Below are 25,609 nucleotides of genomic sequence, written 5' to 3' on the forward strand. Positions count from 1 at the left end.
TTCGCATGCGAACCGACCCTTCTCCCGGCAAGCTGCCGGCGCGGGAGCACCTCCCGGCCACAGACGCCGACACGCCTGTCCTGGACGTAGTGATCCCCGTCTACAACGAGGACAAGGACCTCCAGCCCTGTGTGCTCAGACTGCACGAGCACCTGGAGCGCACGTTCCCTTACGCGTTCCGTATCACGGTGGCGGACAACGCGTCCACGGACAGCACCTCCCGGGTGGCCGAGGTGCTGGCGGCGGAGATCCCCGAGGTCCGGTCCTTCCGGCTGGAGCAGAAGGGCCGCGGCCGGGCGCTGCGGGCCGTGTGGTCGGCGTCGGACGCGCCGGTCCTCGCCTACATGGACGTGGACCTGTCCACCGACCTCAACGCCCTGCTGCCACTGGTCGCGCCGCTGATCTCCGGCCACTCGGACCTGGCGATCGGCTCCCGGCTGTCGCGGAGTTCCCGGGTGGTGCGTGGTGCCAAGCGGGAGTTCCTCAGCCGCTCGTACAACCTGATCCTGCGCGGTTCGCTGCAGGCCCGCTTCTCGGACGCGCAGTGCGGCTTCAAGGCGATCCGCCGTGATGTCGCCCAGGCGCTGCTGCCGCTGGTCGAGGACACCGGCTGGTTCTTCGACACGGAGATGCTGGTGCTCGCCGAGCGGGCCGGACTGCGCATCCACGAGGTGCCCGTCGACTGGGTCGACGACCCGGACTCGACCGTGCACCTCGTGAAGACCGCGACCGACGACCTCAAGGGGGTGTGGCGGGTGGGACGCGCCCTCGCCACCGGTTCGCTGCCGCTCGACCGGCTCGCCCGGCCCTTCGGGGACGATCCGCGTGACCGGGACCTCACCGACGTGCCGGGCGGCCTGGCCCGCCGGCTCGTCGGGTTCTGCGTCGTCGGCGGCCTGTCCACCCTGTTCTACCTGCTGCTCTACAGCGCCTGCCGCTCCTTCGCCGGGGCACAGACAGCCAACGCGCTGGCCCTGCTCGTCTCCGCGGTCGCCAACACGGCCGCCAACCGGCGGCTGACCTTCGGGGTGCGCGGCCGCAGCGGCGCCGTCCGCCACCAGGCGCAGGGACTGATCGTCTTCGGCATCGGCCTCGCCCTCACCAGCGGCTCCCTCGCCGCGCTGAAGGCGGCGAGCAGCGACCCCTCGCACTCCACCGAGCTGGCCGTACTGATCGCCGCCAACCTCGCGGCGACCGTGCTGCGGTTCCTGCTCTTCCGGGCCTGGGTCTTCCCTGACCGGCGCGACGAGGGGACGTCGCACGTCGTGGTCTCGCACCGTCCGGCCTCGTACGGCCCGGCCCCGCACGCTCCGGTCGCCCCGCACGGCCCGGTGTCACAGGTACCGGCCCCGCACGGCCATGCCGCGCACGACCAAGCCCCGTACGACACGACCCAGTTCCGCGCCTGTGAGGCCGCGGACCGCACCTGGGGGGACTCGACCATGCAGTTGCAGGCGATGCGTCCGCACGATCACGATCCGAGGAACGCACGATGACCACTCAGCCCGACACGACCCGTCCACAGGGTGTGAGTCCCACGTGGGAGCCGCCCGCGGCGACGGCTCCGCGGCAGCCGGGCCTGCCCGCCGGCGCTCCGCCTTCCGCTCCCGCACCTGGTCCCGGCTCCGGCTCCGGCTCGGGTGAGCCCCGGCAGCCGTTCCGCCGTGGCCTCTGGCGTGGCCGGCCCGAGGACCCGCGCTGGGTGCGACCCGCCCTCCTCGGCCTGCTGGCCGCCACCACGCTCCTCTACCTGTACAACCTGAGCGCCTCCGGATACGCCAACTCGTTCTACTCCGCGGCCGTGCAGGCCGGCAGCCAGAGCTGGAAGGCCTTCTTCTTCGGCTCGCTCGACTCCGCCAACGCCATCACCGTCGACAAGCCCCCGGCCTCGCTGTGGCCGATGGCCCTGTCGGTCCGGATCTTCGGCCTCGGCTCCTGGGCGATCCTCGTGCCCGAGGTCCTCATGGGCGTGGCCACGGTCGGCGTCCTCTACGCGGCCGTGCGCCGTCGCTTCAGCCCCGCCGCCGGCCTGATCGCGGGCGCGGTGCTCGCGCTCACCCCCGTCGCCGCGCTGATGTTCCGGTTCAACAACCCGGACGCGATGCTCGCGCTGCTCATGACCGTCACCGTCTACTGCGTCATCCGCGGTCTTGAGGACGGCGGGACCAAGTGGCTGGTGCGGGCGGGTGCCGCGGTCGGCCTCGCCTTCCTCGTCAAGACGCTCCAGGCCTTCCTGATCCTGCCGCCGCTCGCGCTGGTGTACGCGGTCTGCGCACCCGTCTCCCTGAGGAAGCGGTTCGGGCAGCTCGGTCTGTCCGCGCTCACCATGGTCGTCTCCGGCGGCTGGTGGGTCGCGATCGTGGAGCTGTGGCCCGCGTCCTCCCGCCCGTACATCGGCGGCTCGCAGAACGACTCCTTCCTGGAGCTGACCTTCGGCTACAACGGCCTCGGCCGTATCAACGGCGACGAGACCGGCAGCGTCGGCGGTGGCGGCAGCGTCGGCGGTGGCGGCGGGACCGGTCAGTGGGGCGAGACCGGCTGGGACCGGATGTTCAACTCCGAGATCGGCGGCCAGATCTCCTGGCTGCTGCCCGCCGCGCTGATCCTGCTGGTCGCCGGGCTCGTGCTCACCCGCTCCCGGTTCCGTCCGGGCGAGGGGACCGCCGCCCGCGCCGGGCGTACCGACCTGGCCCGCGGTTCGTTCCTCGCGTGGGGCGGCGCGCTGCTGATGACCGCGGTCGTCTTCAGCTACATGGCCGGCATCTTCCACCAGTACTACACGGTGGCTCTCGCCCCCTGCATCGCCGCCGTCGTCGGCATGGGCGCGACGGTCCTGTGGGAGGAGCGGTCCAGGATCTGGGTCTCGCTCAGCCTGGCCGGCGCGGTCACCGCGACCGCCGCCTGGGGGTACGTCCTCCTCAACCGCACGCCCGACTACCTGCCCTGGCTCAAGTGGCTGGTCCTGGTCGGCGGACTGGCCGGTGCGCTCGGCCTGATCTTCATCACCCGGATCGGACGCCCGTTCGCCCTCGCGGCGGTGGGGCTGAGCGTGGTGGCCTCGGTCGCGGGTCCGACCGCGTACACGCTCTCCACGGTGGACACCGGGCACACCGGTTCCATCGTGACGGCCGGTCCCGCCGGCGCGAGCATGATGGGCGGTCCTGGTGGGGGCCGTGGCGGCGGTGGCATGCGGGGCGGCTTCGGCGGCGGCATGCCGGGCCAGAACCAGCAGAACGGGAACACCCAGCAGGGCGGCGGTACGGGACAGCCTCCGGCCGGCGGCTTCCCCGGCGGCGGCATGCCGGGCCAGAACGGCGGCGGCAACACCCGGAACGGCAACGGCGCAGGCGGTCAGGGGCAGAACGAGCAGGGCGGTCCCGGCGCGGGCGGCATGGTCCAGGGCGACGGCCCGATGGGCGCGGGCGGCGGTGCCGGGGGGCTGCTGAACGGCGCGAACGTCAGCTCCGCGGCCAAGAAGTTGCTGGAGCAGAACGCGGACGACTACACCTGGGCCGCCGCGGCCATCGGCTCCCAGAACTCCGCCGGCTACCAGCTCGCGACCGGCAAGCCCGTCATGGCCATCGGCGGCTTCAACGGCACCGATCCTTCACCGACCCTGGCCCAGTTCAAGGATTACGTGGCGGCAGGGAAGATCCACTACTTCATCTCCGGCGGAGGGATGGGCGGCGGAACGGGCGGTGGCTCCGGCTCCTCGTCCCAGATCAGCTCCTGGGTCACGGCCGACTTCAAGAAGGTGACGGTGGGGTCCGCGACGTTCTACGACCTGACGCAACGGAACGGCTGATCGCGGGCCGTGTGCGGGGCTGGGCGGTGGCCCGGGGCGGTTCTGCTCCGGGCCACCGGCCTGTGTGGGGTGGAGCTGTGTGGTGGGCTCCGGTCACCGGTCACCGGACAGGGCGGGTCCTCCTGACCGCGGCGGTCGCGCTCCTGGTGCTCGGCGGCTTCGCCTACTGGGCGTCCCGGATTCCCCACCCCATGCTCGACCTTCACTTCTTTGGGACCGGCGCTTCACCGGCGCCGTCGCGGGCGCCGTGCTCATCACCTTCGGCACGGGCGGTGCGCTGTTCCTGCTCATCCGGGGCTGTGCGGTGGCCGACCCCGCCGTGGCGCACGCGATCACGAGCGCGATCCCGCGGCAGAAGGCGGGCGTCGGCGCCGGGATCGACGGCACGCTCGCGGAGTTCGGCAACGGGCTGGGGGTGGCGGTGCTCGGCGCGATCCTCAACTCGCGGTTCGCGGCGCTGATTCCGGTCGCGGCCACGTCGCCGCCGGCCGCACTCGCCTCGACGGGCCCGGGGGACGAGCGGGAGCGGATCACGGACGCGTTCTCGTCGGGGCTGGAGACCAGCCAGTTGGCCGGTGCGGGTGCGGTGCTTCTCGGTGGACTGCTCGCGGCCGCGTTGCCCTGGCGGGCGGAGAGGGCAGACTCCACGGTGGCGGTCTCCGCGTAGCGCTTTCTCCTGGGTGCTCTTCGCGGGGTGCCGCGCGGTCTCCGTAGCGGTTGTGCCGAAACGCGCGCTTGGCATCATGTGGGAGGGCGGACCAGGGAATTCCGGACCGTCCCGCGGTACGAGCTCCGAGGAAGGTGCGCCATGGTGAGGGCAGCCGACCGGGCCAAGCGTCCGGCGCGGACCAGTGTCTGGCTGGAGGGCAAGGCGTCCCGGGGCGGGTCGGCCCGTGGTGGCGGCCAGCCGTCGGGGCTCGACCGGGAGCGGATCACCGAGGCCACGGTGCGGCTGCTGGACGCGGAGGGGCTGGCGAAGTTCTCCATGCGGCGGCTGGCGGCGGAGCTGAACGTCACCGCGATGTCCGTGTACTGGTACGTCGACACCAAGGACGACCTGCTCGAACTCGCCCTCGACGCCGTCTTCGGTGAACTGGGGCTGCCGGATCCGGAGTCGGGCGAGGACTGGCGGGAGCAGCTGCGCGCGCTCGCGGTCGGGTACCGGGCTCTGCTGGTACGTCATCCCTGGGTGTCGCCGCTCATCGGCAACTTCCTGAACATCGGACCGTGCTCGATGTCCTTCTCGCTCTGTGTGCAGCAGGTGGTCCGCAACACCGGGCTGCCGCCGCACGGGCAGATGGGGGCGCTCTCGGCCGTCTTCCAGTTCGTCTACGGGTTCGGCACGATCGAGGGGCACTTCGTGCAGCGCTGCGCCTCGGCGGGGATGTCGCAGGACGAGTACTTCCGGCAGGCCATGAGCACGATCAGCGAGCAGCCGCAGTTCGCCGCCAACCTCGCGAGCGCCGCCGATCTCATGGAGGCGCGGGGCGGTGACACGGTCGAGGAGATACGCGAGCGGGACTTCACGTTCGCGCTGGAGATGCTGGTCGCCGGGATCGAGACGATGGTCGCCCGGGGCTGACCGTGGCCGTTTCGCCGTCTGTCCGGTGGGTGGGTCGGGGCCGTGAGAGGCGGCTGCGGGTGCGTCCGGCGCGGGTCCCCGCACGCCTCTGGAGCGGGGGCACCCTTCAGCCCGTCCGGCGGCGGCTCCCGCCCCGCATCGAGGGCGGACAGCCGCCTTCCAGCCCGTCCGGCGTTCGAGGACGAGGCCGTTCAGGCCGAACGGGGGTCCGCGGGCGGAGTCCTCGGGGGTTCTGGTCGGGTAGGGGCGGAGGGGGCGAAGGAACCCGGGGTCAGTCCTGGGACAGGTGCGCGGGGAAACCGCCCGTCGCCACCGGCCCCCAGCGCGTGGGGGTGACGCGAATGATCGACTTGCCCTGCTTCCGCATCGCCGCGCGGTACTCGTCCCAGTCCGGATGCTCCCCCGCGATGTTGCGGTAGTACTCGACGAGAGGCTCGACGGAGTCGGGGGAGTCGATCACCTCGGCCGTACCGTCGACCTGGACCCAGGGACCGTCCCACTCGTCGCTGAGAATGATCAGGCTGACGCGCTCGTCGCGCTTGGCGTTGCGGGTCTTGGCCCGCTCCGGGTAGGTCGACACGACGATACGGCCCGAGTCGTCGACACCACAGGTCAGGGGCGAGCCCTGCGGGCTTCCGTCGGCACGGCGGGTGAGCAGGACGGCACGGTGCCGGGGACGCACGAAGTCCAGCAACTCGTCCCGGGAGACAGCGGTGTTCGTCGCGATGTTGGGAGCCATGCGGACAGCCTACGGCGCGGGTGCGGGCGGTGGCCGTGGCGGCCTCCCGGCGGGTCGCGCCCAGCCGCGTCGGAACAGCTAAAGTGCTGTTCGTCCTGTGCTCGCAGTCAGGAATGTGCTGCGGAGCTCTCCTGCGCACGGCCGCTCGGCCGTGCATGCCGAAGAGGTTCGTGGTGACTGCGTCCGAGTTTTCTGAATTGTCCCGTTTTACGGCGGGTGTTGAGCTGGCCGATGCGCTGACGGCGGCCGCTCAGCGACTGCACGAGACGCCGAGTCCCCACGGCACCCTGCGCACCGCGGCCCGGCTCGCCGTGCACCTGCTGCCCGGCGCCGAGCACGCCGGGATCTCGGTCATCGAGCGCGACACGCACCGGACCCTCGTGTGGACCGACGAGGTCGTGCGTCTGGCCGACTCCCTGAACACGGGCCGGGAGGACCATCCGTACTGGAGCCGGCTGTGGACCGCGCCCGTCGCCGGCATCGAGGACAGCGCGTCCGCAGACGGCGAGCTCGGGCTCTCCGGTCTCGGGCTGCGCTCGGTGCTGTCGCTGCGGCTGCGCGCCGACCGGCGCCGGATCACCGTACTGACGGCGTACGCGCGCAAGCCGCGGGCCTTCGACGACTCGGCCACCCGGATCGGCCGGCTGTTCACCGCGCACGTCAGCATCGCCCTGGAGTCGGCGACGGTGCGCGAACAGCTCACCGAGGCCATGCGCACCCGCGACCTGATCGGGCAGGCCACGGGCATCCTCATGGAGCGCCTCGACACCGACGCGGCGGAGGCCTTCGACAGTCTGGTGCGGATATCCCAGCGGGAGAACGTCAAGCTGCGCGACCTGGCCCGGCGGATCGTCGACGCGGGCCGGGGCGACGCGTGAGACGGGCCGGCACGCGGGCCGGGCGACGCCTGAGCCGCGCCCGGCGGCTCAGGCGGCCGGCAGCGACTCGCCCTGCACCGCCTGGATGTCCAGCTCCACCTTGAGCGTCGTACCGATGGCCGAGATGCCCGCCTGGACCACCTGGTTGTAGTGCATGGCGAAGTCCTCGCGGTGGAGCTCGGCGGTGGCGCGGAAGGCGGCGCGCGTGCCGCCCCACGGGTCGGCGCCGGTTCCGAGGTAGGCGAGGTCGAGATCGACCGGGCGGACGACGCCGTGCATGGTCAGCTCGCCGTGCACCGTCCAGCGGTCGGCGCCGGCGGGGCTCACCCCCACCGACCGGTAGGTGATCACCGGGTACCGCTCGACGTCGAGGAAGTCCGGCGACCTGAGGTGCCCGTCGCGCATGCCGTTGCCGGTGTCGATCGAGGTGGCGGAGATCGTCGCCTCGACCCGGGACCCGGCCACGTGGTCGGGCGCGATCTCGATCGTGCCGGAGAAGTCGGTGAAGCGGCCGTGGACGCTGGAGATCCCGAGGTGCTGGGCCACCGCACCGACGGAGGAGTGGGCCGGGTCGATGGTCCAGGGACCGGGCGGCGGGAGTTCGGTGCCGCCCTGCCGGGCGAGGGTGACCTGACCGATCTCGGCACGGCCGCTCGCCGTGACGATGGCGCTGGACGCGGCGGGCGCGTATCCGACCGCGGTGACGATCACCGTGTAGGCGCCGGGGGCCAGGGCGGTGGTGTCCTGAACTGCTCCGTCCGCGTCGGCCTCGGCCCGCACCACCTGGCTGCCCGTCGTGTCGGTCACCGTGACGACCGCGTGCGACACGGCCCATCCGTCCCGCGTACGGATCTTCGCGGTCAGTCCCATGGTCAAACTCCTTGCGATGCGGCAATGAGACCGGCCCGTGGGGGGCGCACCTCCGCTCGGAGTGCGCGCGTCCCCACGGGCCGGGGTCCGAACTACTCGCCGGGGTGGGCGAGTTCGATGGTGTGGTCGTCGACGCCGGAGCCGTTGACGGTCAGCGCCGTGGCCACCGGCGGGTAGCCCGTGGCGATGACGGTGTACTCGCCGCCGTCCAGGTCGGTGAAGGCGTACGCGCCGTCCGCACCGGTCCTGGCCGTGCCGACCACGTTGCCCGCCGCGTCCACCAGGGTCACGCGGGCGTCCGCGAGGGGACCGAACGGCGCCCGCACGACGCCCTGGACCTGGGCACCCGCGCTGAGTTCGACCTCGACCCGGGTGACCCCGGTGCCGCCGACCTCGACGGGCAGGGCCTGCGGACGGTGGCCCGCCGCGTTCACCGCGATGGTCACCGGACCCGGGACCAGCTCGGCGAAGGTGAACTCGCCCTGCTGACCGGTGGTTCCGGTGGCCAGCACGTCACCGCGCACATCGGTCACGATGACCATGGCGTCCTTGACCGGGGTGCCGCTGTCGGCGGCCCGCACGACGCCGCTCAGCCCGCTCGTGCCGCTCAGCAGGATGTCGTAGGCGAGCGGCTCGTCGTTCACGACGATCGTCGAGGCCTGCGGCTGGAAGCCGTCGGCGGACGCGATCAGGACGTAGGAGCCGACACCGGGAGCGTCGAGCGCGTAGGAGCCGTCGAGCTGTGCGACCGAGCGGCCCAGCTGGCGTCCCGCGAGCGAGATCAGCGTGACGGCGGCCTGCGGCACGGGGGAGCTCTCCGCGCCGCGGACGTAGCCGCGGACCGGGATCCCGGCGGACGCGGGCAGCGGGGTGGACCCCTGCGTCGCGGTGGCGACGGCGGCGAGCCGCTGCGTGCCATCGGGGGCGGTCTCCGCGTCCGGCCCGCCGACGGCCGCCGCCCAGCTCGGGATCTTCTCTGCGGGGGCCTCCACGGCGGACGCCGCAGCGGTGGCCGGGACCTCGGCGGCCGGGGTGCCGGCCTGCTCGGCCGCGGCCTGGGCCAGTGCGCCCGAGGTCCGCAGCGGGACCTCCTTGATGAACAGCACGATCAGGAAGGCGATCAGCGCCATGCCCGCGGCGATCATGAAGACGTCCGCGATGCCGTGGCCGTACGCGCTCTCCATCACGGTGCGCAGCGGCCGGGGCAGCTTGTCCATGTCCGGGATGCTCGCGTCGGAGCCGGAACCGGCCAGGGAGGCGTACTTCGGTCCGAGGTCGGTCAGGCCGTCCTTGACGTAGTCGGTGATCCGGTGGGCCATGATCGCGCCGAGCGCGGACACGCCGATCGCACCGCCGAGGGAACGGAAGAACGTCACCGTGGAGCTGGCCGCGCCGAGGTCGGCCGGCGTCACCTGGTTCTGCGTGGACAGCACCAGGTTCTGCATCATCATGCCGATGCCGAGGCCCAGCAGCGCCATGAAGATCGCGATGTGCCAGTAGGTCGTGTCGTAGCGGATGGTGCCGAGCAGGCCGAGACCCGCCGTGACCAGGAGGCCGCCGGAGACCAGCCAGGCCTTCCACTTGCCGGTCTTGGTGATGATCTGGCCGGAGACCGTGGAGGAGACGAACAGTCCGCCGATCATCGGGATGGTCATGACGCCCGACATCGTCGGGGACTTGTCGCGGGCCAGCTGGAAGTACTGGCTGAAGAAGACCGTGCCGGTGAACATCGCGACACCCACGAAGAGGGACGCGAGGGAGGACAGGGTGATGGTGCGGTTGCGGAACAGCCGCAGCGGGATGATCGGCTCGCTGGCCTTCGACTCGACCAGGATGAACAGCAGGCCGAGAACGACCGCGCCGCCGACCATCGCGTAGGTCTGCCACGAGATCCAGTCGTACTTGTCACCGGCGAAGGTGACCCAGACCAGCAGCAGCGAGACCGCGGCGGAGATGAAGAACGCGCCGCCCCAGTCGACCTTGACCTCGCGCTTCACGACGGGCAGGTGCAGGGTCTTCTGGAGCACGATCAGGGCGATGACCGCGAAGGGCACACCGACGTAGAAGCACCAGCGCCAGCCGAGCCAGCTGGTGTCGGTGATGACACCGCCCAGCAGCGGGCCGCCGACGGTTGCGACGGCGAACGTGGCACCGAGGTAGCCGGAGTAGCGGCCGCGCTCACGCGGGGAGATCATCGCGGCCATCACGATCTGCGCGAGGGCGGACAGACCGCCGACGCCGATGCCCTGGACGACACGGCAGGCGATGAGCATGCCGGCGTTCTGGGAGAGACCGGCCGCGGCCGAGCCCAGCACATAGATGATCAGTGCTATCTGGACGAGCGCCTTCTTGCTGTACAGGTCGGCGAGCTTGCCCCACAGGGGCGTCGCCGCGGTCATGGACAGCAGGGCGGCCGTGACGACCCAGGTGTAGGCGGACTGGCCGCCGCCCAGGTCACCGATGATCTCGGGGAGCGCGTTGGAGACGATCGTCGACGACAGGATCGCGACGAACATGCCGAGCAGCAGCCCGGAGAGCGCCTCCATGATCTGCCGGTGCGTCATCGGAGCGCCGTCCACGGCGCCTCCGTGCTTGGCGTGAGAGCCCCGCACACCGGTAGGTGTGGTCGTTGCCATGGGCTTCCTTTTCTTGCGTACTTACGCGGGTGTACGGGTGGTCAGTTCTGTTGCGTCTGTCGCATGCGGGTGCGGAGGCCGCGGTGTGGCACGGCAGTCGCCGAAGCTCTCGCGCAGCCGGCCCATGAGCTCGATGAGCAGTCCGACCTCGTGGTCGGACCAGTCGCTCAGCCGGTCGGCGAGGAGTCGCGACGTGCGCAGGGACAGCTCGTCGAGCTGCTCCTGGCCCGCGACGGTGAGGCGCAGGATGCGTGAGCGCTTGTCGGCCGGGTCGGGGAACCGTTCGATCCAGCCCCGGTCGGCGACGTGCGCGACATGGCGGCTGGTCACCGACATGTCCACGGAGAGCAGCTCCGCGAGCCGGCTCATCCGCATCTCGCCGTAACGCCCGAGCAGGGTGAGCACGGCGGCGGACCCCCCTGGGCAGTCGGGCGGCAGGATGCGGCCCATGTCCCTTTTCACGGCACCGATGGCGCTGAGCTGACGAGCCAACTCCTCGTACTGCTCCTGCTCGGCCATCGCACCTCCCATATTCGTTGCTTGGGGCAACCATAAGAAGGTTGGTTGCCGCAGGCAAACTAAATGAGGGTCCGACGGGATAAAAACTTGGCAAAGGCAAGTATTGGCGAACGTAAACCCGCAGGTGGGGCAGGGTGCTTTCCTTTGACCCCGCTGTGAGCTCCACCGGCGCCCCGCCGGGCCGTCCCGGCGGACGGGGCGGGCTGCGGCAGCGCCGGGAAGCGCGTCACGTGCGATGAAGGGGAACCCGGCACTTGGGCAGGCCCCGCGTATTCGCTAGGGTCCTGGCTCATGGCTAACACCCAGGGCCCCGAGGGCAACTACGACCCCGCGGGCAGCACTCAGATGTTCCGCGCCTTCGTCGACGAGGCCCCCCAGGGCCGGCAGCAGCAGGCGGCCGCTCCGGCGGGTCCCCGCGTCGGTCTGATCGTCGGCGTCGTCCTCGCCGTGGTGGTCGTGGCCGCCGTGGCCTGGCTCGCGCTCAAGTAGTCCGGCCGGCGGCTGTCCCGGGCCGGACGGACGGCCCGGGGAGGGCTGTGCGGCGGCCCGGGCGCGTCCTCGCGCCCCTGACGACCGGGCGCGGCGTACGGCCGGGCCCGCCTCGGCCTACTCCCAGTGGACGGACACGTCCTGCGTCTCGATGTGCATGCCCAGGGGCACGCGCCAGGCGTCGACGCACACCGTCCACGTCTTGTCCTTCTTCGCGCCGGCGGCGATCGGCGCGGGGAGGTCCTCGGACGACTCGATCGTCGCCCAGTCGATCCCGAGTGCCCCGATGATGTGGGTCCCGAAGGTCACCGTGCCCGAACGCACCGCTGTCCCACCGGTGTTGCGGAAGGAGACGGTCACCTTCTCGCACCACCGTTGACCGGTCGCCTCGCGCCTGGGATCGCCCACGCTGAGCGCCGCGGGCCCGGCGGGCGCCGGGGGAGATCCGGACGGTGGCGTGGCGGGCGATGACGGGCCGTGGCTCGAAGTCCCGTCCGAACCCGTGCCCGTACGGCCGGATCCGCCGGTCCCGGACGACGGGGCCGATGTGCTCCCGGAGTGACCGGCGGTGGAGGCGGGGCCCGGAAGCGTGCCGGACGGGCCCGAGCCCGGGGGCGATGCCGTGGCCTCCGCTCCCACGGAGTCCGTACTCTGCTTCCCGCCGGCTGTCCCGGAAGCCTCGGCCGTGCCGTCCAGCGGCATCAGCGAAACGTCTCCCGTGGGGGCCACGACGGCCCCGGACGCTCCGGGCGTCCCCCCGGCGGCCCCTACGGCGACATATCCGTCACCGTCCCCGCCGCTCCCGCAGGCGGCCAGGACGGCACCCAGGCAGACCGCGGTCGCCGAGGCGGCCACAAGGGCACCACGGCGACCGCGTATCGACTCTCGACGCATCGCGCCAGTGTGGCTGACGATCCGTCAATTATGAACCCTCGGGCGGTCCTTCAGTCCGAGATGAGGCCTTCGCGCAGCTGCGCCAGGGTCCTGGTCAGCAGTCGCGAGACGTGCATCTGCGAGATGCCGACCTCCTCGCCGATCTGCGACTGGGTCATATTGGCGAAGAAGCGCAGCATGATGATCCGGCGCTCGCGGGGCGGCAGCTTGGCCAGCAGCGGCTTGAGCGACTCGCGGTACTCGACGCCCTCCAGGGCCGTGTCCTCGTAGCCGAGGCGGTCCGCGAGGGAGCCCTCGCCGCCGTCGTCCTCGGGGGCCGGCGAGTCGAGGGAGGAGGCGGTGTACGCGTTGCCGACGGCGAGGCCGTCGACCACGTCCTCCTCGGACACGCCCAGCACGGAGGCGAGTTCGGTGACGGTCGGGGAGCGGTCGAGCTTCTGCGAGAGCTCGTCGCTGGCCTTGGTGAGGGCCAGGCGCAGCTCCTGGAGGCGGCGCGGGACGCGGACCGACCACGACGTGTCGCGGAAGAACCGTTTGATCTCGCCGACCACCGTGGGCATCGCGAACGTCGGGAACTCCACGCCGCGTTCGCAGTCGAAGCGGTCGATCGCCTTGATCAGGCCGATGGTGCCGACCTGGACGATGTCCTCCATCGGCTCGTTGCGGGAGCGGAAGCGGGCTGCCGCGTACCGCACGAGCGGGAGGTTGAGCTCGATGAGGGTGTCGCGGACGTAGGCGCGCTCGGGGCTGTTCTCGTCGAGCGCGGTCAGCCGCAGGAACAGGGAGCGGGACAGGGTGCGGGTGTCGATGGCTTCCGGGGCCGGGAGGGCCGTGACGGCTTCCGGGGCCTCGGCGGCAGGGACGTCGTGAAGCGCGTCGTGCGCCTCGGGCGCTGCCTCGCTCTTCGTGAGCGTGAGCACCTTCGAGCTGCCCTGATCTGCGGACATGCCACCCCCTTTGGGTCGCGGACGGTCGCGGCAGTCGCTCCCGTCGGAGGAACGCAGCCTCCACCTGAATACCGGAGGCGGGGCCGCGGCAAACGCGCTTCCGGCAGAATGTCACATGTCGGCAACACGCTGTAGTGACATGTCGACATGTGGAGGGTGGATCGGCCCTGGAAAAAGGGGGTCTGACGGTTTTTCAGCGCTGAACTGTCGGAAAAGAAGCTGTTGAGCGATTCGCTCGTGTCGGTTACGCCTCGATCCTGTTTGCGGATCGAAGACGCGCGAAGCTGCGGGCGAGCAGCCTTGACACATGCATCTGCGAGACACCCAGTTCGGCGCTGATCTGGGACTGGGTGAGGTTGCTGTAGTAGCGCAGCAGCAGGATCCGCTGCTCGCGTTCGGGCAGCTGTACGAGCAGATGCCGTACGAGGTCGCGGTGTTCGACTCCGTCGAGCGCCGGGTCCTCGTAGCCGAGCCGGTCGAGCAGGCCCGGCAGTCCGTCGCCCTCCTGGGCCGCTTCGAGCGAGGTGGCGTGGTACGAGCGCCCCGCCTCGATGCAGGAGAGCACCTCGTCCTCGGAGATGCGCAGCCGCTCGGCGATCTCGGCGGTCGTCGGCGAGCGCCCGAAGGCGGTCGTCAGGTCCTCCGTCGCGCTGTTCACCTGCACCCACAGCTCGTGCAGGCGGCGCGGTACGTGGACGGTGCGGACGTTGTCGCGGAAGTACCGCTTGATCTCGCCGACGACCGTCGGCATCGCGAAGGTCGGGAACTGCACCCCCCGGTCGGGGTCGAAACGGTCGATCGCGTTGATCAGCCCGATGGTGCCGACCTGGACGACGTCCTCCATCGGCTCGTTGCGGGAGCGGAAGCGGGCGGCCGCGTACCGCACGAGCGGGAGGTTCGCCTCGATGAGCGCCCCGCGTACGCGGTTGTACTCCGGCGTATCCGGTTCCAGGGTCTTGAGCTGGCCGAAGAGGACCTGAGTGAGGGCTCGGGTGTCGGCGCCGCGGCGCCGTTCCGGCGTGACGTCCTGGGGTGGCGCCTGGGCCGGAGCCGAGGCCCCCTCCTGGGGCGGCGCAGTACTGGCCGACACGGTCAACGCCACCTCTTCATCCGTCAACTCATCCGTCAACTCTCCGTCAAAAGCGGTCATAGCATCACAAGACATGTGCACTGTGTGCAAGCACCGCATAACGCCGTGTTGAGGGTGAGTTGAGGCGCGGGACGCGAAAGGCCCCCGCCCGTTGCGGCGAGGGGCCGACGAGGTGGCGAGGGTGTCGAGGAGGAGGTGGAGCGTGGGCGGGGCGCGGCCCGGGAGCCGTGGCTGCCGGAGGGCTCAGAAGGGGTAGTCGGCGATCACCCAGGTCGCGAACTCACGCCACAGGGTGACACCCGCCTGGTGGGCAGGGTGCTCCAGGTAGCGCTTCAGGGCGTCGGTGTCCTCGACGGCGGAGTTGATCGCGAAGTCGTACGCGATGGGCCGGTCGGTGATGTTCCAGTCGCATTCCCAGAACCGGAGCTCAGGGATCTGGCCGCCGAGCGCGCGGAAAGCGGCGACACCCTCGACGACGCGGGGGTCGTCGCGCTCGACGCCCTCGTTGAGCTTGAAGAGGACCAGATGGCGGATCACGGGCACTCCCTGGTGGTGCGGTTCTGTGCGCCGGCCGCCGGCCCGGTTCTTCTCAGTTCTTCGCCCCGTCGGCGATCCACGTCATGAAGTCGCCGATGGCCTGAGCGGCACTCGATATGCCCTCGAACCCTATCTGCACGTAGTCCGCGGCCTTGGCCGGATCGGTGATGATCACGTACAGGATGAAGACCACGAGCACATAGATGGCGATCTTCTTCGAGTTCACCGCCATCGCGGCCTCCCTGTGACTTCTGCGCCCGGTGGGCCCCCTGTTGCCGGCGGCGAGTGTAACCTTCACGCCGCTTTTAAGGACCAACGGCCCGCTGGTCCAGGTCTTTTGCCGGTCCGGTCCGGGCACGCCGCGGACCAGGATGGACGGAGCCCGGCGGTTCCAGCAGGAGTCCGCGGGGCCGGGACGGACTCCATTGCGGGGTCCCCGCCGCCGCTTCCCCGATGGCGCGGCGTGGACTTGTGGGTCCTCTCCGTCGGGGGAAGCGGCTTGTCCCCCCGATGCCGCTTCCCCCGTTCTCCTCGGGCGAGGGAAGGAAGAGCCCCGGCGACTGAGCGGCGCCGGGGCTCTTCGCGTACGACGGCCCGGGTGCGCGGACACGACACGGTGGTGCGGGCGCGACGGCCCGGGGTGTGCGGCCGGACGCCGAAGGGGTGCGGGACGCACGAAGGGCCCCGTCTTTCGACGAGGCCCTTCTCAAGCGGTAGCGGAGGGATTTGAACCCTCGGTGACTTGCGCCACACTCGCTTTCGAGGCGAGCTCCTTCGGCCGCTCGGACACGCTACCGAGGGAGACCCTACCCCAAGGTGGGCCGTGGTCTGAAATCCGTTTCCGGGGCCTGAGCGCCCGGCGGTCAGCGGTCGCGGAAGAAGTCGGTGAGCAGCCGGGCGCACTCGTCCGCGAGGACGCCCTCGATCACCTCGGGGCGGTGGTTGAGCCGGCGGTCGCGCACGAGGTCCCAGAGGGAGCCGGCCGCGCCCGCCTTCTCGTCGCGGGCGCCGTACACGACCCGGTCCACCCGGGACTGCACGAGCGCGCCCGCGCACATCGTGCAGGGCTCCAGGGTGACGACGAGCGTGCACCCGGACAGCCGCCACTCGCCGACCTCGGCGGCGGCACGGCGCAGCGCGAGGATCTCGGCGTGCGCCGTGGGGTCGTGGGTGACCTCGCGCTCGTTGTGCCCGGTCGCGAGCACCGTCGTACCGTCCGCGGACAGCACGACGGCGCCGACGGGAACGTCCCCGCCCCGGACGGCCCGGTGGGCCTCGTCCAGGGCGAGCCGCATCGCGGCCCGCCAGCGGTCGCGCACGGGATCGGGTCGGGGTGCCTGATGAGTGGTGCTCATCCGGGGGAACCTAGCGGACGGTCTCCAGGACCTCGGCCGCTCCCAGGGCGTCGGCGATCGTGCTGAGCGCGTCGCCTTCGTCCAGGGCGAGCAGTTCCTTCTCGCTCACTCCGAGGTCCGCGAGGATGTCGCGGTCCCCGACGGGGCTGTGCGACACGGCGTCGCCGGCCTCGTTCTCGTCCTCTTCGTCGTCGGAGGACTCGGGTTCGCCGTCCTCCGTGCCGTCGAGGTCGAGGGAGTCCAGGTCGGCGTCGTCGTCGCCGGGCTCCCGTCCTAGAAGTTCGTCCGTGAGCAGGATCTCGCCGTACGAGCTGCGAGACGCCGCGGCGGCGTCCGAGACGTAGATACGAGGGTCCTCCTCGCCGTCCACGCGGACGACGCCGAACCAGGCGTCCTCCTGCTCGATGAGCACGAGAACCGTGTCCTCGTCCGAGGCCTCGCGGGCCAGGTCGGTCAGATCCGACAGGGTTTCCACATCGTCGAGCTCTGTGTCGCTCGCTTCCCACCCGTCTTCGGTGCGCGCGAGCAGTGCGGCGAAGTACACCGTGACTCTCCCACTGGTCATAGGTGTGCCGGTTGGGGGTCCCCCCGGCGGAGGCTGTGGGCGGGGCGTGCAGCTCCGAGCCCCACCCACTCGGAATCGTGGCAGAAACAGAGCGCTCAGGGGACGTCTTCGGCCTGCTGTGTCTGCCTGTTTTGATCGCTAACAGCGGATCGTACGCGGCCCCCGGCGTCGTGCGGGCCCCTCTTCGCCCGGACACGAGGTCACACGGCGTGGGCGGGACACCGGTCCGCAGCGGTCGGCTACCAGCGGAAGGTGCGCATGCGCATGGCGTGGCGCAGGCGTGCGGCCTTGGCGCGGCGGGGCTGGACCCGGTCACGCAGCTCGCGTGCCTCGGCCAGGTCGCGGAGGAACTGGGCGCGCCGCCTCCTGCGCTCGGCGTCGGTCTCGGTCTGCTCGGCGGACTCCTCGTCCCGGTTCCGCATAGACACACCACCCCAGGTCAGTCCCTCCCACTTTCCCTCCGACGGGCGGTTTGATGCCAGCATCCGGGCGAACGTACGGGCGGGGCCGTGCCGGGCTGGGCAGTGGCGGGGTGCCGGACCCCGGCTACTGTTGTGGACATGCGTCTCCACGTCGTCGACCACCCCCTGGTCGCCCATAAGCTCACCACCCTGCGCGACCGGCGCACCGATTCCGCGACCTTCCGGCGGCTCGCCGACGAGCTGGTCACCCTGCTCGCCTACGAGGCCACCCGCGACGTGCGCACGGAGCAGGTCGACATCACCACCCCGGTCGCCTCGACCACGGGCGTCAAACTCTCCTACCCGCGCCCGCTCGTCGTGCCGATCCTGCGGGCGGGCCTCGGCATGCTCGACGGCATGGTGCGGCTGCTGCCGACGGCCGAGGTGGGCTTTTTGGGCATGGTGCGCAACGAGGAGACGCTCCAGGCCTCCACGTACGCCACCCGTATGCCGGACGACCTGTCCGGCCGTCAGGTGTACGTCCTCGACCCGATGCTGGCCACCGGTGGCACGCTCGTCGCGGCGATCCAGGAGCTGATCAAGCGCGGTGCGGACGACGTCACCGCCGTGGTCCTGCTCGCCGCTCCCGAGGGCGTCGAGGTCATGGAGCGCGAGCTCGCGGGCACGCCGGTGACGGTCGTGACCGCGTCGGTGGACGAACGGCTCAACGAGCACGGCTACATCGTGCCGGGGCTGGGCGACGCCGGTGACCGGATGTACGGCGCCGCGGAGTAGGCGGACAGCGGGTTTTCAGGAGCCGCCGCGGGCCCTCGGGCCGGCGGCGGCTCCTCGCGTCAGCAGCTCTTCTTGGAGGCGGAGGGCGCCGGCGTCGGCTGGGCCAGGGCGGCCAGGGCCTTGTCGGCGTCCGCCTTCTTCGTCAGCGACGTGAAGGCGGTACCGATGATGAGGTCGACCTCGGTGGCCTTCGCGCGTCCGTCGGTCTTCAGCTCGGCGCCGGAGAGCTGGGTGCCGAGGACGCGGAGCACGGTCGCGTAGGCAGCCTTCGACCCGAGCAGCAGCCCGGGGCCCTTGACCTTCTTGTCGTACGCGGCCGTCGCGTTGCCCACGTCGCCGATCCTGAAGCCGCGCTTCTTCAGCTCGTCCGCGGTCTTCTTGGCGAGCCCGCCGCGGGGCGTGGCGTTGAGGACGTTCACGGTGATCCGGCCGGGCTCGGGCACGGCCCCGACGGCGGCGGACGTCGTGGAGGTCCGGGCGGCCGAGGTCGCCTCGGCCGCGGCGCCGGTCTTCTTCTTGCAGGCGGCGGAACTCGCCGAGGCTTTGTCGCCGCCCGTGAAGACGTCGATGAGCTGCAGGGTCCCCCACCCGATCAGCCCGAGTGCGGTGACGGAGGCGACGACGAGGAAGGCGAGCCTGCGGCGCCCTCGAGGTCGGCGCATCCGCGGGTACTTGTCCCCCGTGATCCGGTACTGGCCGCCCATGCCAGGGGGAGTCAGCATGCTCATGGGCGCAGCGTAGTGCGCCCGGACCACGATGCCTACTAAACGATCATCATACGAGGCTCAGTCCAACCCAAAAGGGTCAATGTTCTAAGCGGCGCCAGGTCGACGCGGGGTTTCCCGAGGGCCGTACGGGCGCATCGGAGCCCGCGGCCGTGTCGCTCCCGGCGGCCGGATCGGCCGGGAGATGCGGACGGCCGTCGGCTGCGCCGGTCCGTGGAGCGAGGCGCTCCCGCCGCACCGGCCGGTCGCGTCAGTCGAGTTCGAGCACGCGCGCGTGGAGCACCTGGCGCTGCTGGAGCGCCGCGCGGACGGCGCGGTGCAGGCCGTCCTCCAGATACAGGTCGCCCTGCCATTTCACGACGTGCGCGAAGAGGTCGCCGTAGAAGGTGGAGTCCTCGGCGAGGAGGGTCTCCAGGTCCAGCTGGCCCTTGGTCGTCACGAGCTGATCGAGGCGGACCGGGCGCGGCGCGACGTCCGCCCACTGCCGGGTGCTTTCCCGGCCGTGGTCGGGGTACGGCCGGCCGTTTCCGATGCGCTTGAAGATCACACGGAAAGCCTACCGGCCAAGAGCTTCCGGGCGCAGCCATGGCGACGGAGTGCGACGCTGGAAAAGGCGCCGTAAATCCATGCAAATGGGGAACAGGGGTCCGATATGAGTGACGGCGAGATCGTGCCCGCGGCCACCGGACCCCGGACGGATCCCGCCACGGCCGCTCCGACGACCGGCGGCGCGCCGGACGCCGCTGCCCGGACTTCGGGCACCACCCCCGAGGGGCACCCGGAGGCGACCCGCGGCGCACCGGCGCTCCCCGAGGAGGCCCTGAGGATCGCCTCCGGGTACGCGTTCTCCGGTCCCGCTCTCGATCTGGGCGCCCTGATCTGGGACGGTCGATGCCTGCCCGACGCGCAGATCCGCGTCCCGCTGCCGATGCTCAACCGGCACGGCCTCGTCGCGGGCGCCACCGGCACCGGCAAGACCAAGACGCTCCAGCTGATCGCGGAACAGCTGTCGGCCCAGGGCGTGCCCGTCTTCCTCGCCGACGTCAAGGGCGACGTCTGCGGAGTCTCGGCACCCGGCCTGCCCGGCGCGAAGGTCCAGGAGCGTGCGAGCGAGGTCCACCAGGAGTGGGCGCCGGCCGGCTGTCCCGCCGAGTTCTACGCACTCGGCGGCATGGGCCACGGCATTCCGCTGCGCGCCACGATCACCAGCTTCGGCCCGGTGCTGCTGTCCAAGGTGCTCCAGCTCAACCGGACGCAGGAGCAGTCGCTCGGCCTGATCTTCCACTACGCGGACCAGAAGGGCCTGGAGCTCGTCGACCTCAAGGACCTGCGCGCGGTCGTCGCCTTCCTGACGTCGGACGAGGGCAAGCAGGAACTGAAGGGCATCGGCGGGCTGTCGACCGCGACCGCCGGAGTGATCCTCCGGTCGCTCACGGCGTTCGAGGCGCAGGGCATGAGCCCGTTCTTCGGGGAGCCCGAGTTCGACACGAGCGAGCTGCTGCGCACCGCGCCCGAGGGGCGCGGCGTCGTGTCCGTGCTCGAACTCCCCGCGCTCCAGGACAAGCCGCAGCTCTTCTCGACCTTCCTGATGTGGCTGCTCGCCGATCTCTTCCACGATCTGCCGGAGGTCGGCGACGCGGACAAGCCGAAGCTCGTCTTCTTCTTCGACGAGGCCCATCTGCTCTTCGACGACGCCTCGAAGGCCTTCCTGGACTCGATCACGCAGACCGTGCGCCTGATCCGTTCCAAAGGGGTCGGCGTGTTCTTCGTGACGCAGACCCCCAAGGACGTCCCCGGCGACGTCCTCGCCCAGCTCGGCAACCGCGTCCAGCACGCGCTGCGGGCCTTCACGCCGGACGACCAGAAGGCGCTGAAGGCCACCGTGAAGACCTTCCCCGACTCCGCGTACGACCTGGAGGAGGTCCTCACCGGTCTCGGCACCGGCGAGGCGGTCGTCACCGTGCTCAGCGAGAAGGGCGCGCCGACGCCGGTGGCGGTGACCCGGCTGCGGGCGCCGCAGTCCCTGATGGGGCCGGTCGAGGAGGGGGCGCTGGACCAGGCGGTGCAGGGGTCGCCGCTGTACGGGCGGTACGCGCAGGCGGTGGACCGGGAGTCGGCGTACGAGAAGCTCACGGCGGCGCAGGCCGCGCAGGCGGCGGAGCGTGACACCGGCCGGGAGGCGCCGCAGGCCGCGCGGTCCGCCGGCGGGCGGCGTCCGAAGGAGGAGGTCTCGGTCGTCGAACAGGTCGTCGGCAGCGGTCTGTTCAAGTCGCTGGCCCGGTCGGTGGGGACGCAGATCGGGCGCGAGATCACCCGGTCGGTCTTCGGGACGGCCCGGCGCCGTAGGTAGGGCGGCCGCCCCGGGCAGGGGCGGCCGCCGGCTCGGTCAGTCGCCGCCCTGTTCCTTCGGGGGTGTTTGCGGGGGTGGCCCGTCCGGCAGTTGTGCGTCCGGCTCGGTCCGGGGTTCCGGCTTCGGTGCGTTGCGTACGGCCTCCGCGCGCAGCAGGGCGCGCAGCACCGCATAGGGATCGCTGGGCATGGCTGTGTCCTGAGTCCTTCGTGTGTGTGCTTGTTCGCGCTGGTGGGCGACCGGTCGAGGGCCGGGACCGTCAGCAGCGCAGCACCACGCAGCGGAGGGACCGCAGGGCGGGGGAGTACGAGGCGGGCGCGGGGGCCGGGACGAGGACGAGCCGGTGCTCCGGCTCCGGGAGTCCCGCGGCGGCGGGTACACGCAGCGGGGAGAGCGTGTCGTGGCCCTGGCGGACCGGCGGACGCAGGGCGGTGTCGAGTACGTCGTGCTCGGCGGCGCCGGGTTCGGCGGTGATGCTGGGCGCGGAGGCGGCGAGGGCCTCGGAGTGGGGGCCGGCCGCGAGCATCGCGACGACCAGCAGGACGAGGAGTCGTGCGCAGCGGCGGGCCCGAGTCCCTTCCCGCGCCCGCGCGCACCGGCGCAGCGGGTGCGGGGGGCGCGGGAAGAGCCTCATGAGAGGTCATGTCCCCCTCGGACCCCGTCACCGCACCGGTCCGAGCGGCAGATCCGCCCTGTTGGCGTACCTGCCGGCCCTACGGCCGCCGTCTCTTCGCACCCGGGCTGCGGCCCCGGACGCCCGGGACGCCCGGGATCGGGGGCCGCCGACGTGAGCGGGCGGGCCGGGGCGCCGGGGCGGCGGCCGGGGCCGCACGGCCGGGCTCAGCTGCCGGCGACCGCGTGGTCGGGCCCCGGCGCCGGGGTCACAGGGCCGGGTTCAGTCGCCGGAGGCATTCGCGGCCTTGGCGGCGGCCTTCATCTCCTGCTTGTGCGCGCGCACCTTGGCCAGCGACTCGGGTCCGGTGATGTCGGCCACGGAGCGGTAGGACTTCGCTTCGCCGTAGGCGCCGGCGGCCTCGCGCCAGCCCTTGGGGCGCACCCCGAGCTGCTTCCCGAGGAGGGCGAGGAAGATCTGCGCCTTCTGGGGCCCGTAGCCGGGGAGGTCCTTGAGGCGCCGGAGCAGTTCGTCCCCGGTGGCGACGTCCTTCCACAGCGCCGTGGGGTCACCGTCGTAGTGCTCCACGAGGTACCGGCACAGCTGCTGGATGCGCTTGGCCATGGAACCGGGGTACCGGTGTACGGCGGGCTTGGCGGACAGCAGCGCGGCGAACTCCTCCGGGCCGTACGCGGCGACCTCGTGCGCGTCGAGGTCGTCCGCCCCCATCCGCTGGGCGATGGTGTACGGCCCCGCGAAGGCCCACTCCATGGGCACCTGCTGGTCCAGCAGCATGCCGACGAGGGCGGCGAGCGGGCTGCGGCCGAGGAGTTCGTCGGCCTCGGGCTGCTGGGCGAGGTGAAGGGTGACGTCCATGGACCGATGATCCCGCGTACGCGGTGGGGCCGCGCGGTCGTGGCCCGGCGCACGGGACTCTTCGCCCCGCACGTACGATTCCGGAGCGGGTGACTAAGGTTAGCCTCACCTGAGGAAAGTGGGGGTGGTCCGTGACCGTCGAGATCCGTCGTGACGCCTGGGGCATCCCTCATCTGCGCGCCACCGGCGTGCGGGAGCTCGCCCACGCGCAGGGCCGCGTCACCGCCGTGGACCGGGCCTGGCAGCTGGAGGTCGAACGCCACCGCTCGCAGGGCACCTCGGCCGCGTTCCTCGGCGCCGAGGCCGTCGCATGGGACCGCCTCGCCCGGCAGGCCCGCCTCGACGACACCGCGCGACGCTGCTTCGCGGCCCTGGAGAAGGACGACCCGGAGACCGCCGACTGGATCCGCGCGTACGTCGACGGGGTCAACGAAGGGCTCGCCGAAGGGGCGCGCAGGGCACCGGAGTTCATCACGACGGGGCTCGCACCCGGCCGCTGGGAACCGTGGAGCCCCCTCGGCGTCTGGCTGGGGGCGCACATCCTGTTCGCCGGGTTCCCCGCGAAGCTGTGGCGCGAGCACGTCGTACGGCGGCTGGGTGCCGACGCGGTCGCCCTGTTCGCCACGGACGGGCCCGGCACGTCCGGGAGCAACGGGTGGCTGGTGAGCGGCGCACGCACGGTCACCGGGCACGCGGTCGTCGCCGGTGACCCCCACCGCTTCATCGAGGACCCGGGCGTCTACCAGCAGATCCATCTGGCCTGCCCCGAGTTCGACGTCGTCGGTCTCGCCGTCCCCGGTGTGCCCGGCATCGCCCACTTCGGCCACACCGGAACGGTCGCCTGGGCCATCACGAACGCGATGGCCGACTACCAGGACCTGTACCGCGAACGTCTGCGCCGGGCGCCCGGCGGCCCGGCCGACGGGGATGCGGCGTCCGGCACCGGTCCCCGCGAGACCGTCGAGGCCCTGGGCCCGGACGGCGCGTGGCGGGCCGTGGCGCGGCACGTGGAGATCGTCGAGGTGGCCGGCGGCGAGCCCGTCGAGGTCGAGGTGATCGAGACGGAGCGCGGGCCCGTGGTCGTCGGCGGGGTCGGCGCGGAGGAGACCGTCAGCCTGCGCTGCCCGCCCCGGGTGACGGAGGACCTCGGCTTCGGCGCGCTCCTGCCTCTGTTGCGCTCCCGACGGGTCGCGGACGTGGACCGGGCGTTCGAGCGGTGGGCCGAGCCCGTGAACGTCGTGCTGGCCGCCGATACCGAGGGCGGTCTTCTGCACCGGGTCGCGGGACGCGTCCCGGTCCGCGGCGAGGACAACCGCACACGGGTCGTGCCCGCCTGGGAGGCCGGACACGAGTGGCACGGCTGGCAAGAGATGCCGTACGGCCCGGTCGAGGACGGCCTCGCCGTGATGGCGAACCAGCGCGGCCCGGCCACCCCGCTGGGCGTGGAGTTCGCCCCGCCGCACCGCGCCCGCCGTATCCGGCAGCTCCTCGACGGGGCGCGGACGTGGTCCGCACAGGACATGCCCGCCGTGCACATGGACACCCGTCTCGCCTCCGCCGCGGCCCTGTTGGACCGCCTGCCCGGCCTCGGGGAGGACCTCGGCCCCGACGCGGTCGCGCTGCGGGACCGGCTCCTGGGCTGGGACCGGCACATGGACGCCGGCAGCGCCGACGCGGCGGCCTACGCGGCGCTGCGCGACGCGGTCGTACGGCGGCTCGCGGCGCACCCCGCGCTCGCCGTCCTCGCCGACCCGCCCCCCTACCCGGAGGTCTTCCTCCCCTGGCTCGCCCTCACCCCGCGTGTCGGCTTCGCCCTCGAAAACCTGCTGCGGGCGAAGGAGTTGTACGGCATCGACCGCGACGCCGTGGTCCGCGCGGCCGTGGAGGAGGTGGCCGCCCGGCGGACGTCCCGCACCTGGGGGGACACCCACCGGCTCGCGCCCTGGCGTGCCCTCCCCGGTACCCCGTACGACGAGCCGGGGCTCTCCGGCGACCACGACTGCGTGCTGTGCACGTCGGCGGTGCCCGGCGTCACCGATCTGAGCGCCCGGGGCCCCGCCGCCCGGTACGTGTGGGACCTCGCCGACCGGGACGACAGCCTCTGGGTGGTGCCGTTCGGCGCCGACGGCGTGCCCGGCTCGGACCACCACCGCGACCAGCTCCCCCTGTGGGTCGCGGGAGAACTCGTCCGCGTGTGCACGGACTGGGACCGGCTCGCGGCGGACGGCGGCACGACCGGCAGAACACGGAGGACCACGATGACTGACCGGTACGGCGACGACCGCGAGGCCGTGCACGAGCAACTGGTCGACGGTTTCGGCACGCTGCGGGTCCTGCCCCTCGACCCGCGCGCCGACCTCGACGTCGTCCATCGCTGGGTCACGCACGAGCGGGCCGTCCACTGGGGGATGAACGGGCTCACCGAGGAGCAGATCCTGGAGACCTATCTGCACCTGGACTCCCTCGACACCCACCACGCCTTCCTCATGGTCAAGGACGGTGTGCCGGCGGCCCTCTTCCAGACCTACGAGCCCGAGGCCGACCGTGTCGGCGAGTGCTACGAGGTGCGGCCCGGCGACATCGGCGTCCACCTGCTGATCGGGCCGGCGGGACCCGGCGGCGGTCGGCCGGGCTGGTCGGCCGCCCTGCTGGGCGCGTTCACGACGTACGCGCTGATCGGCCTCGACCGGCAGCGGATCGTCGTCGAACCCGACGCCCGCAACGCCAAGGCGATCGACCGCCTGACCCGGCAGGGCTTCGTCCCCGCCGGGGAGATCGTGCTTCCCGAAATCGACCTCCCCGAGGTCTACTTGCCGGAGAAACGCGCCCGACTCGCCTTCCTGACACGGGCGGCGGCCTTCGGAGAGGGTTCCCCGGCGCCGCGGTGAGCACCGCACCGCACGTGTCCGTATCTGTCCGAGAGCCTGTGAACGCGGATACGGA

General features: G+C 71.8%; 25 protein-coding genes, 1 tRNA gene and 1 pseudogene. 9 read left to right on the forward strand and 18 right to left on the reverse strand.

The window, feature by feature from the left end; all coding sequences use genetic code 11:
• The first annotated feature begins 5 nt into the window (after positions 1–5).
• From H305_RS0134605 to H305_RS0134620, 4 genes and pseudogenes are all read left to right on the forward strand, one after another.
• Positions 6–1,496: a bifunctional glycosyltransferase family 2/GtrA family protein gene (locus H305_RS0134605; protein WP_028804486.1), complete on the forward strand. Its 1,491-nt coding sequence runs from the start codon at positions 6–8 to the stop codon at positions 1,494–1,496.
• Entirely contained in the window at positions 1,493–3,805 is a 2,313-nt protein-coding gene (locus H305_RS0134610) for a glycosyltransferase family 39 protein (protein ID WP_078629396.1), read from the forward strand. Before H305_RS0134605 ends, H305_RS0134610 begins: the two co-directional genes overlap by 4 nt.
• 74 nt (positions 3,806–3,879) lie before the next feature.
• Positions 3,880–4,472, forward strand: a pseudogene (locus H305_RS47915) (MFS transporter); the annotation flags it as partial.
• 141 nt (positions 4,473–4,613) lie between these two features.
• Positions 4,614–5,387 carry a TetR/AcrR family transcriptional regulator gene (locus tag H305_RS0134620; RefSeq protein ID WP_028804489.1) on the forward strand — a complete coding sequence of 258 codons (774 nt, stop codon included), beginning with the start codon at positions 4,614–4,616 and terminating at the stop codon, positions 5,385–5,387.
• A gap of 271 nt (positions 5,388–5,658) precedes the next feature.
• On the opposite strand, the gene H305_RS0134625 is transcribed toward H305_RS0134620, so the two are convergent.
• Complete coding sequence (locus tag H305_RS0134625; protein WP_028804490.1) at positions 5,659–6,126, reverse strand: PPOX class F420-dependent oxidoreductase; 468 nt, start codon at positions 6,124–6,126, stop codon at positions 5,659–5,661.
• Between the two features lie 155 nt (positions 6,127–6,281).
• Between H305_RS0134625 and H305_RS0134630 the strand changes: the two genes are divergently transcribed.
• Positions 6,282–7,004 (forward strand): GAF and ANTAR domain-containing protein, encoded by a 723-nt coding sequence (locus H305_RS0134630; protein ID WP_051371273.1) that lies wholly within the window; start codon positions 6,282–6,284, stop codon positions 7,002–7,004.
• Between the two features lie 48 nt (positions 7,005–7,052).
• On the opposite strand, the gene H305_RS0134635 is transcribed toward H305_RS0134630, so the two are convergent.
• The 3 genes from H305_RS0134635 to H305_RS0134645 all read right to left on the reverse strand — a co-directional run bounded on the left by H305_RS0134635 (position 7,053) and on the right by H305_RS0134645 (position 11,029).
• Positions 7,053–7,874, reverse strand: coding sequence for a YceI family protein (locus H305_RS0134635; protein ID WP_028804492.1), 822 nt, complete (start codon positions 7,872–7,874; stop codon positions 7,053–7,055).
• Positions 7,875–7,966: 92 nt separating this feature from the next.
• Positions 7,967–10,510, reverse strand: coding sequence for an MFS transporter (locus tag H305_RS0134640; protein WP_028804493.1), 2,544 nt, complete (start codon positions 10,508–10,510; stop codon positions 7,967–7,969).
• 21 nt (positions 10,511–10,531) lie between these two features.
• Complete coding sequence (locus H305_RS0134645) at positions 10,532–11,029, reverse strand: MarR family winged helix-turn-helix transcriptional regulator (RefSeq protein WP_028804494.1); 498 nt, start codon at positions 11,027–11,029, stop codon at positions 10,532–10,534.
• Between the two features lie 291 nt (positions 11,030–11,320).
• Here H305_RS0134645 and H305_RS0134650 point away from each other — a divergent pair, with 291 nt between their 5' ends.
• Complete coding sequence (locus H305_RS0134650) at positions 11,321–11,518, forward strand: hypothetical protein (protein ID WP_028804495.1); 198 nt, start codon at positions 11,321–11,323, stop codon at positions 11,516–11,518.
• A gap of 117 nt (positions 11,519–11,635) precedes the next feature.
• Here the strand turns inward: H305_RS0134650 and H305_RS56155 are convergent, their stop codons facing one another.
• The 9 genes from H305_RS56155 to H305_RS0134695 all read right to left on the reverse strand — a co-directional run bounded on the left by H305_RS56155 (position 11,636) and on the right by H305_RS0134695 (position 17,328).
• A complete protein-coding gene (locus H305_RS56155) occupies positions 11,636–11,878 on the reverse strand; it encodes a hypothetical protein (RefSeq protein ID WP_028804496.1) in 243 nt (80 codons plus the stop codon).
• Positions 11,879–12,462: 584 nt separating this feature from the next.
• Positions 12,463–13,359 (reverse strand): RNA polymerase sigma factor SigF, encoded by an 897-nt coding sequence (locus tag H305_RS0134660; protein ID WP_028804497.1) that lies wholly within the window; start codon positions 13,357–13,359, stop codon positions 12,463–12,465.
• Positions 13,360–13,603: 244 nt separating this feature from the next.
• Entirely contained in the window at positions 13,604–14,509 is a 906-nt protein-coding gene (locus tag H305_RS0134665; RefSeq protein WP_051371275.1) for an RNA polymerase sigma factor SigF, read from the reverse strand.
• Positions 14,510–14,692: 183 nt separating this feature from the next.
• Complete coding sequence (locus H305_RS0134670) at positions 14,693–14,986, reverse strand: Dabb family protein (protein ID WP_028804499.1); 294 nt, start codon at positions 14,984–14,986, stop codon at positions 14,693–14,695.
• A gap of 52 nt (positions 14,987–15,038) precedes the next feature.
• A complete protein-coding gene (locus H305_RS0134675) occupies positions 15,039–15,218 on the reverse strand; it encodes a hypothetical protein (protein ID WP_028804500.1) in 180 nt (59 codons plus the stop codon).
• 479 nt (positions 15,219–15,697) lie between these two features.
• A tRNA-Ser gene (locus tag H305_RS0134680) sits at positions 15,698–15,782 on the reverse strand.
• A 67-nt stretch (positions 15,783–15,849) separates the two neighbouring features.
• Positions 15,850–16,341, reverse strand: coding sequence for a tRNA adenosine(34) deaminase TadA (gene tadA / locus H305_RS0134685; protein WP_028804501.1), 492 nt, complete (start codon positions 16,339–16,341; stop codon positions 15,850–15,852).
• 10 nt (positions 16,342–16,351) lie between these two features.
• On the reverse strand, positions 16,352–16,885 hold the full coding sequence (locus H305_RS0134690) for a hypothetical protein (protein WP_028804502.1): 534 nt from the start codon (positions 16,883–16,885) through the stop codon (positions 16,352–16,354).
• Between the two features lie 260 nt (positions 16,886–17,145).
• Positions 17,146–17,328, reverse strand: coding sequence for a hypothetical protein (locus H305_RS0134695; RefSeq protein ID WP_028804503.1), 183 nt, complete (start codon positions 17,326–17,328; stop codon positions 17,146–17,148).
• A 138-nt stretch (positions 17,329–17,466) separates the two neighbouring features.
• Between H305_RS0134695 and upp the strand changes: the two genes are divergently transcribed.
• Positions 17,467–18,102 carry a uracil phosphoribosyltransferase gene (gene upp, locus H305_RS0134700; protein WP_028804504.1) on the forward strand — a complete coding sequence of 212 codons (636 nt, stop codon included), beginning with the start codon at positions 17,467–17,469 and terminating at the stop codon, positions 18,100–18,102.
• Between the two features lie 59 nt (positions 18,103–18,161).
• Here the strand turns inward: upp and H305_RS0134705 are convergent, their stop codons facing one another.
• Both H305_RS0134705 and H305_RS0134710 read right to left on the reverse strand, forming a co-directional pair.
• The gene (locus tag H305_RS0134705) at positions 18,162–18,806 is read right to left on the reverse strand and encodes a LytR C-terminal domain-containing protein (protein ID WP_028804505.1); all 645 of its coding nucleotides are present in this window, start codon (positions 18,804–18,806) and stop codon (positions 18,162–18,164) included.
• Positions 18,807–19,077: 271 nt separating this feature from the next.
• Positions 19,078–19,374 (reverse strand): type II toxin-antitoxin system VapB family antitoxin, encoded by a 297-nt coding sequence (locus tag H305_RS0134710; protein ID WP_003999914.1) that lies wholly within the window; start codon positions 19,372–19,374, stop codon positions 19,078–19,080.
• Between the two features lie 105 nt (positions 19,375–19,479).
• On the opposite strand from H305_RS0134710, the gene H305_RS0134715 reads away from it, so the two are divergent.
• Positions 19,480–21,177, forward strand: coding sequence for a helicase HerA-like domain-containing protein (locus tag H305_RS0134715; protein WP_078629399.1), 1,698 nt, complete (start codon positions 19,480–19,482; stop codon positions 21,175–21,177).
• A 36-nt stretch (positions 21,178–21,213) separates the two neighbouring features.
• Here H305_RS0134715 and H305_RS53660 read toward each other — a convergent pair whose 3' ends face one another.
• The 3 genes from H305_RS53660 to H305_RS0134730 all read right to left on the reverse strand — a co-directional run bounded on the left by H305_RS53660 (position 21,214) and on the right by H305_RS0134730 (position 22,666).
• Positions 21,214–21,366 carry a hypothetical protein gene (locus H305_RS53660; RefSeq protein WP_158690633.1) on the reverse strand — a complete coding sequence of 51 codons (153 nt, stop codon included), beginning with the start codon at positions 21,364–21,366 and terminating at the stop codon, positions 21,214–21,216.
• A gap of 70 nt (positions 21,367–21,436) precedes the next feature.
• Complete coding sequence (locus H305_RS47920) at positions 21,437–21,811, reverse strand: hypothetical protein (RefSeq protein ID WP_051371277.1); 375 nt, start codon at positions 21,809–21,811, stop codon at positions 21,437–21,439.
• A gap of 261 nt (positions 21,812–22,072) precedes the next feature.
• Entirely contained in the window at positions 22,073–22,666 is a 594-nt protein-coding gene (locus tag H305_RS0134730; RefSeq protein WP_028804508.1) for an HhH-GPD-type base excision DNA repair protein, read from the reverse strand.
• A 131-nt stretch (positions 22,667–22,797) separates the two neighbouring features.
• On the opposite strand from H305_RS0134730, the gene H305_RS0134735 reads away from it, so the two are divergent.
• The gene (locus H305_RS0134735; RefSeq protein WP_028804509.1) at positions 22,798–25,554 is read left to right on the forward strand and encodes a GNAT family N-acetyltransferase; all 2,757 of its coding nucleotides are present in this window, start codon (positions 22,798–22,800) and stop codon (positions 25,552–25,554) included.
• Positions 25,555–25,609: the final 55 nt, after the last annotated feature.

The organism is Streptomyces sp. 142MFCol3.1, assembly GCF_000424945.1.
Taxonomy (GTDB): Bacteria; Actinomycetota; Actinomycetes; order Streptomycetales; family Streptomycetaceae; genus Streptomyces; species Streptomyces siamensis.

Coding starts and splice junctions, on each gene's coding strand:
- H305_RS53660 (WP_158690633.1), bottom strand. CDS start 21,366: ATGCCCAGCGATCCCTATGCGGTGCTGCGCGCCCTGCTGCGCGCGGAG.
- H305_RS0134730 (WP_028804508.1), bottom strand. CDS start 22,666: ATGGACGTCACCCTTCACCTCGCCCAGCAGCCCGAGGCCGACGAACTC.
- tadA (WP_028804501.1), bottom strand. CDS start 16,341: ATGAGCACCACTCATCAGGCACCCCGACCCGATCCCGTGCGCGACCGC.
- upp (WP_028804504.1), top strand. CDS start 17,467: ATGCGTCTCCACGTCGTCGACCACCCCCTGGTCGCCCATAAGCTCACC.
- H305_RS0134620 (WP_028804489.1), top strand. CDS start 4,614: ATGGTGAGGGCAGCCGACCGGGCCAAGCGTCCGGCGCGGACCAGTGTC.
- H305_RS0134695 (WP_028804503.1), bottom strand. CDS start 17,328: ATGCGGAACCGGGACGAGGAGTCCGCCGAGCAGACCGAGACCGACGCC.
- H305_RS0134675 (WP_028804500.1), bottom strand. CDS start 15,218: ATGGCGGTGAACTCGAAGAAGATCGCCATCTATGTGCTCGTGGTCTTC.
- H305_RS0134635 (WP_028804492.1), bottom strand. CDS start 7,874: ATGGGACTGACCGCGAAGATCCGTACGCGGGACGGATGGGCCGTGTCG.
- H305_RS0134650 (WP_028804495.1), top strand. CDS start 11,321: ATGGCTAACACCCAGGGCCCCGAGGGCAACTACGACCCCGCGGGCAGC.
- H305_RS0134630 (WP_051371273.1), top strand. CDS start 6,282: ATGCCGAAGAGGTTCGTGGTGACTGCGTCCGAGTTTTCTGAATTGTCC.
- H305_RS0134640 (WP_028804493.1), bottom strand. CDS start 10,510: ATGGCAACGACCACACCTACCGGTGTGCGGGGCTCTCACGCCAAGCAC.
- H305_RS0134660 (WP_028804497.1), bottom strand. CDS start 13,359: ATGTCCGCAGATCAGGGCAGCTCGAAGGTGCTCACGCTCACGAAGAGC.
- H305_RS0134715 (WP_078629399.1), top strand. CDS start 19,480: ATGAGTGACGGCGAGATCGTGCCCGCGGCCACCGGACCCCGGACGGAT.
- H305_RS0134610 (WP_078629396.1), top strand. CDS start 1,493: ATGACCACTCAGCCCGACACGACCCGTCCACAGGGTGTGAGTCCCACG.
- H305_RS47920 (WP_051371277.1), bottom strand. CDS start 21,811: ATGAGGCTCTTCCCGCGCCCCCCGCACCCGCTGCGCCGGTGCGCGCGG.
- H305_RS0134705 (WP_028804505.1), bottom strand. CDS start 18,806: ATGGGCGGCCAGTACCGGATCACGGGGGACAAGTACCCGCGGATGCGC.
- H305_RS0134665 (WP_051371275.1), bottom strand. CDS start 14,509: ATGACCGCTTTTGACGGAGAGTTGACGGATGAGTTGACGGATGAAGAG.
- H305_RS0134625 (WP_028804490.1), bottom strand. CDS start 6,126: ATGGCTCCCAACATCGCGACGAACACCGCTGTCTCCCGGGACGAGTTG.
- H305_RS0134605 (WP_028804486.1), top strand. CDS start 6: ATGCGAACCGACCCTTCTCCCGGCAAGCTGCCGGCGCGGGAGCACCTC.
- H305_RS0134645 (WP_028804494.1), bottom strand. CDS start 11,029: ATGGCCGAGCAGGAGCAGTACGAGGAGTTGGCTCGTCAGCTCAGCGCC.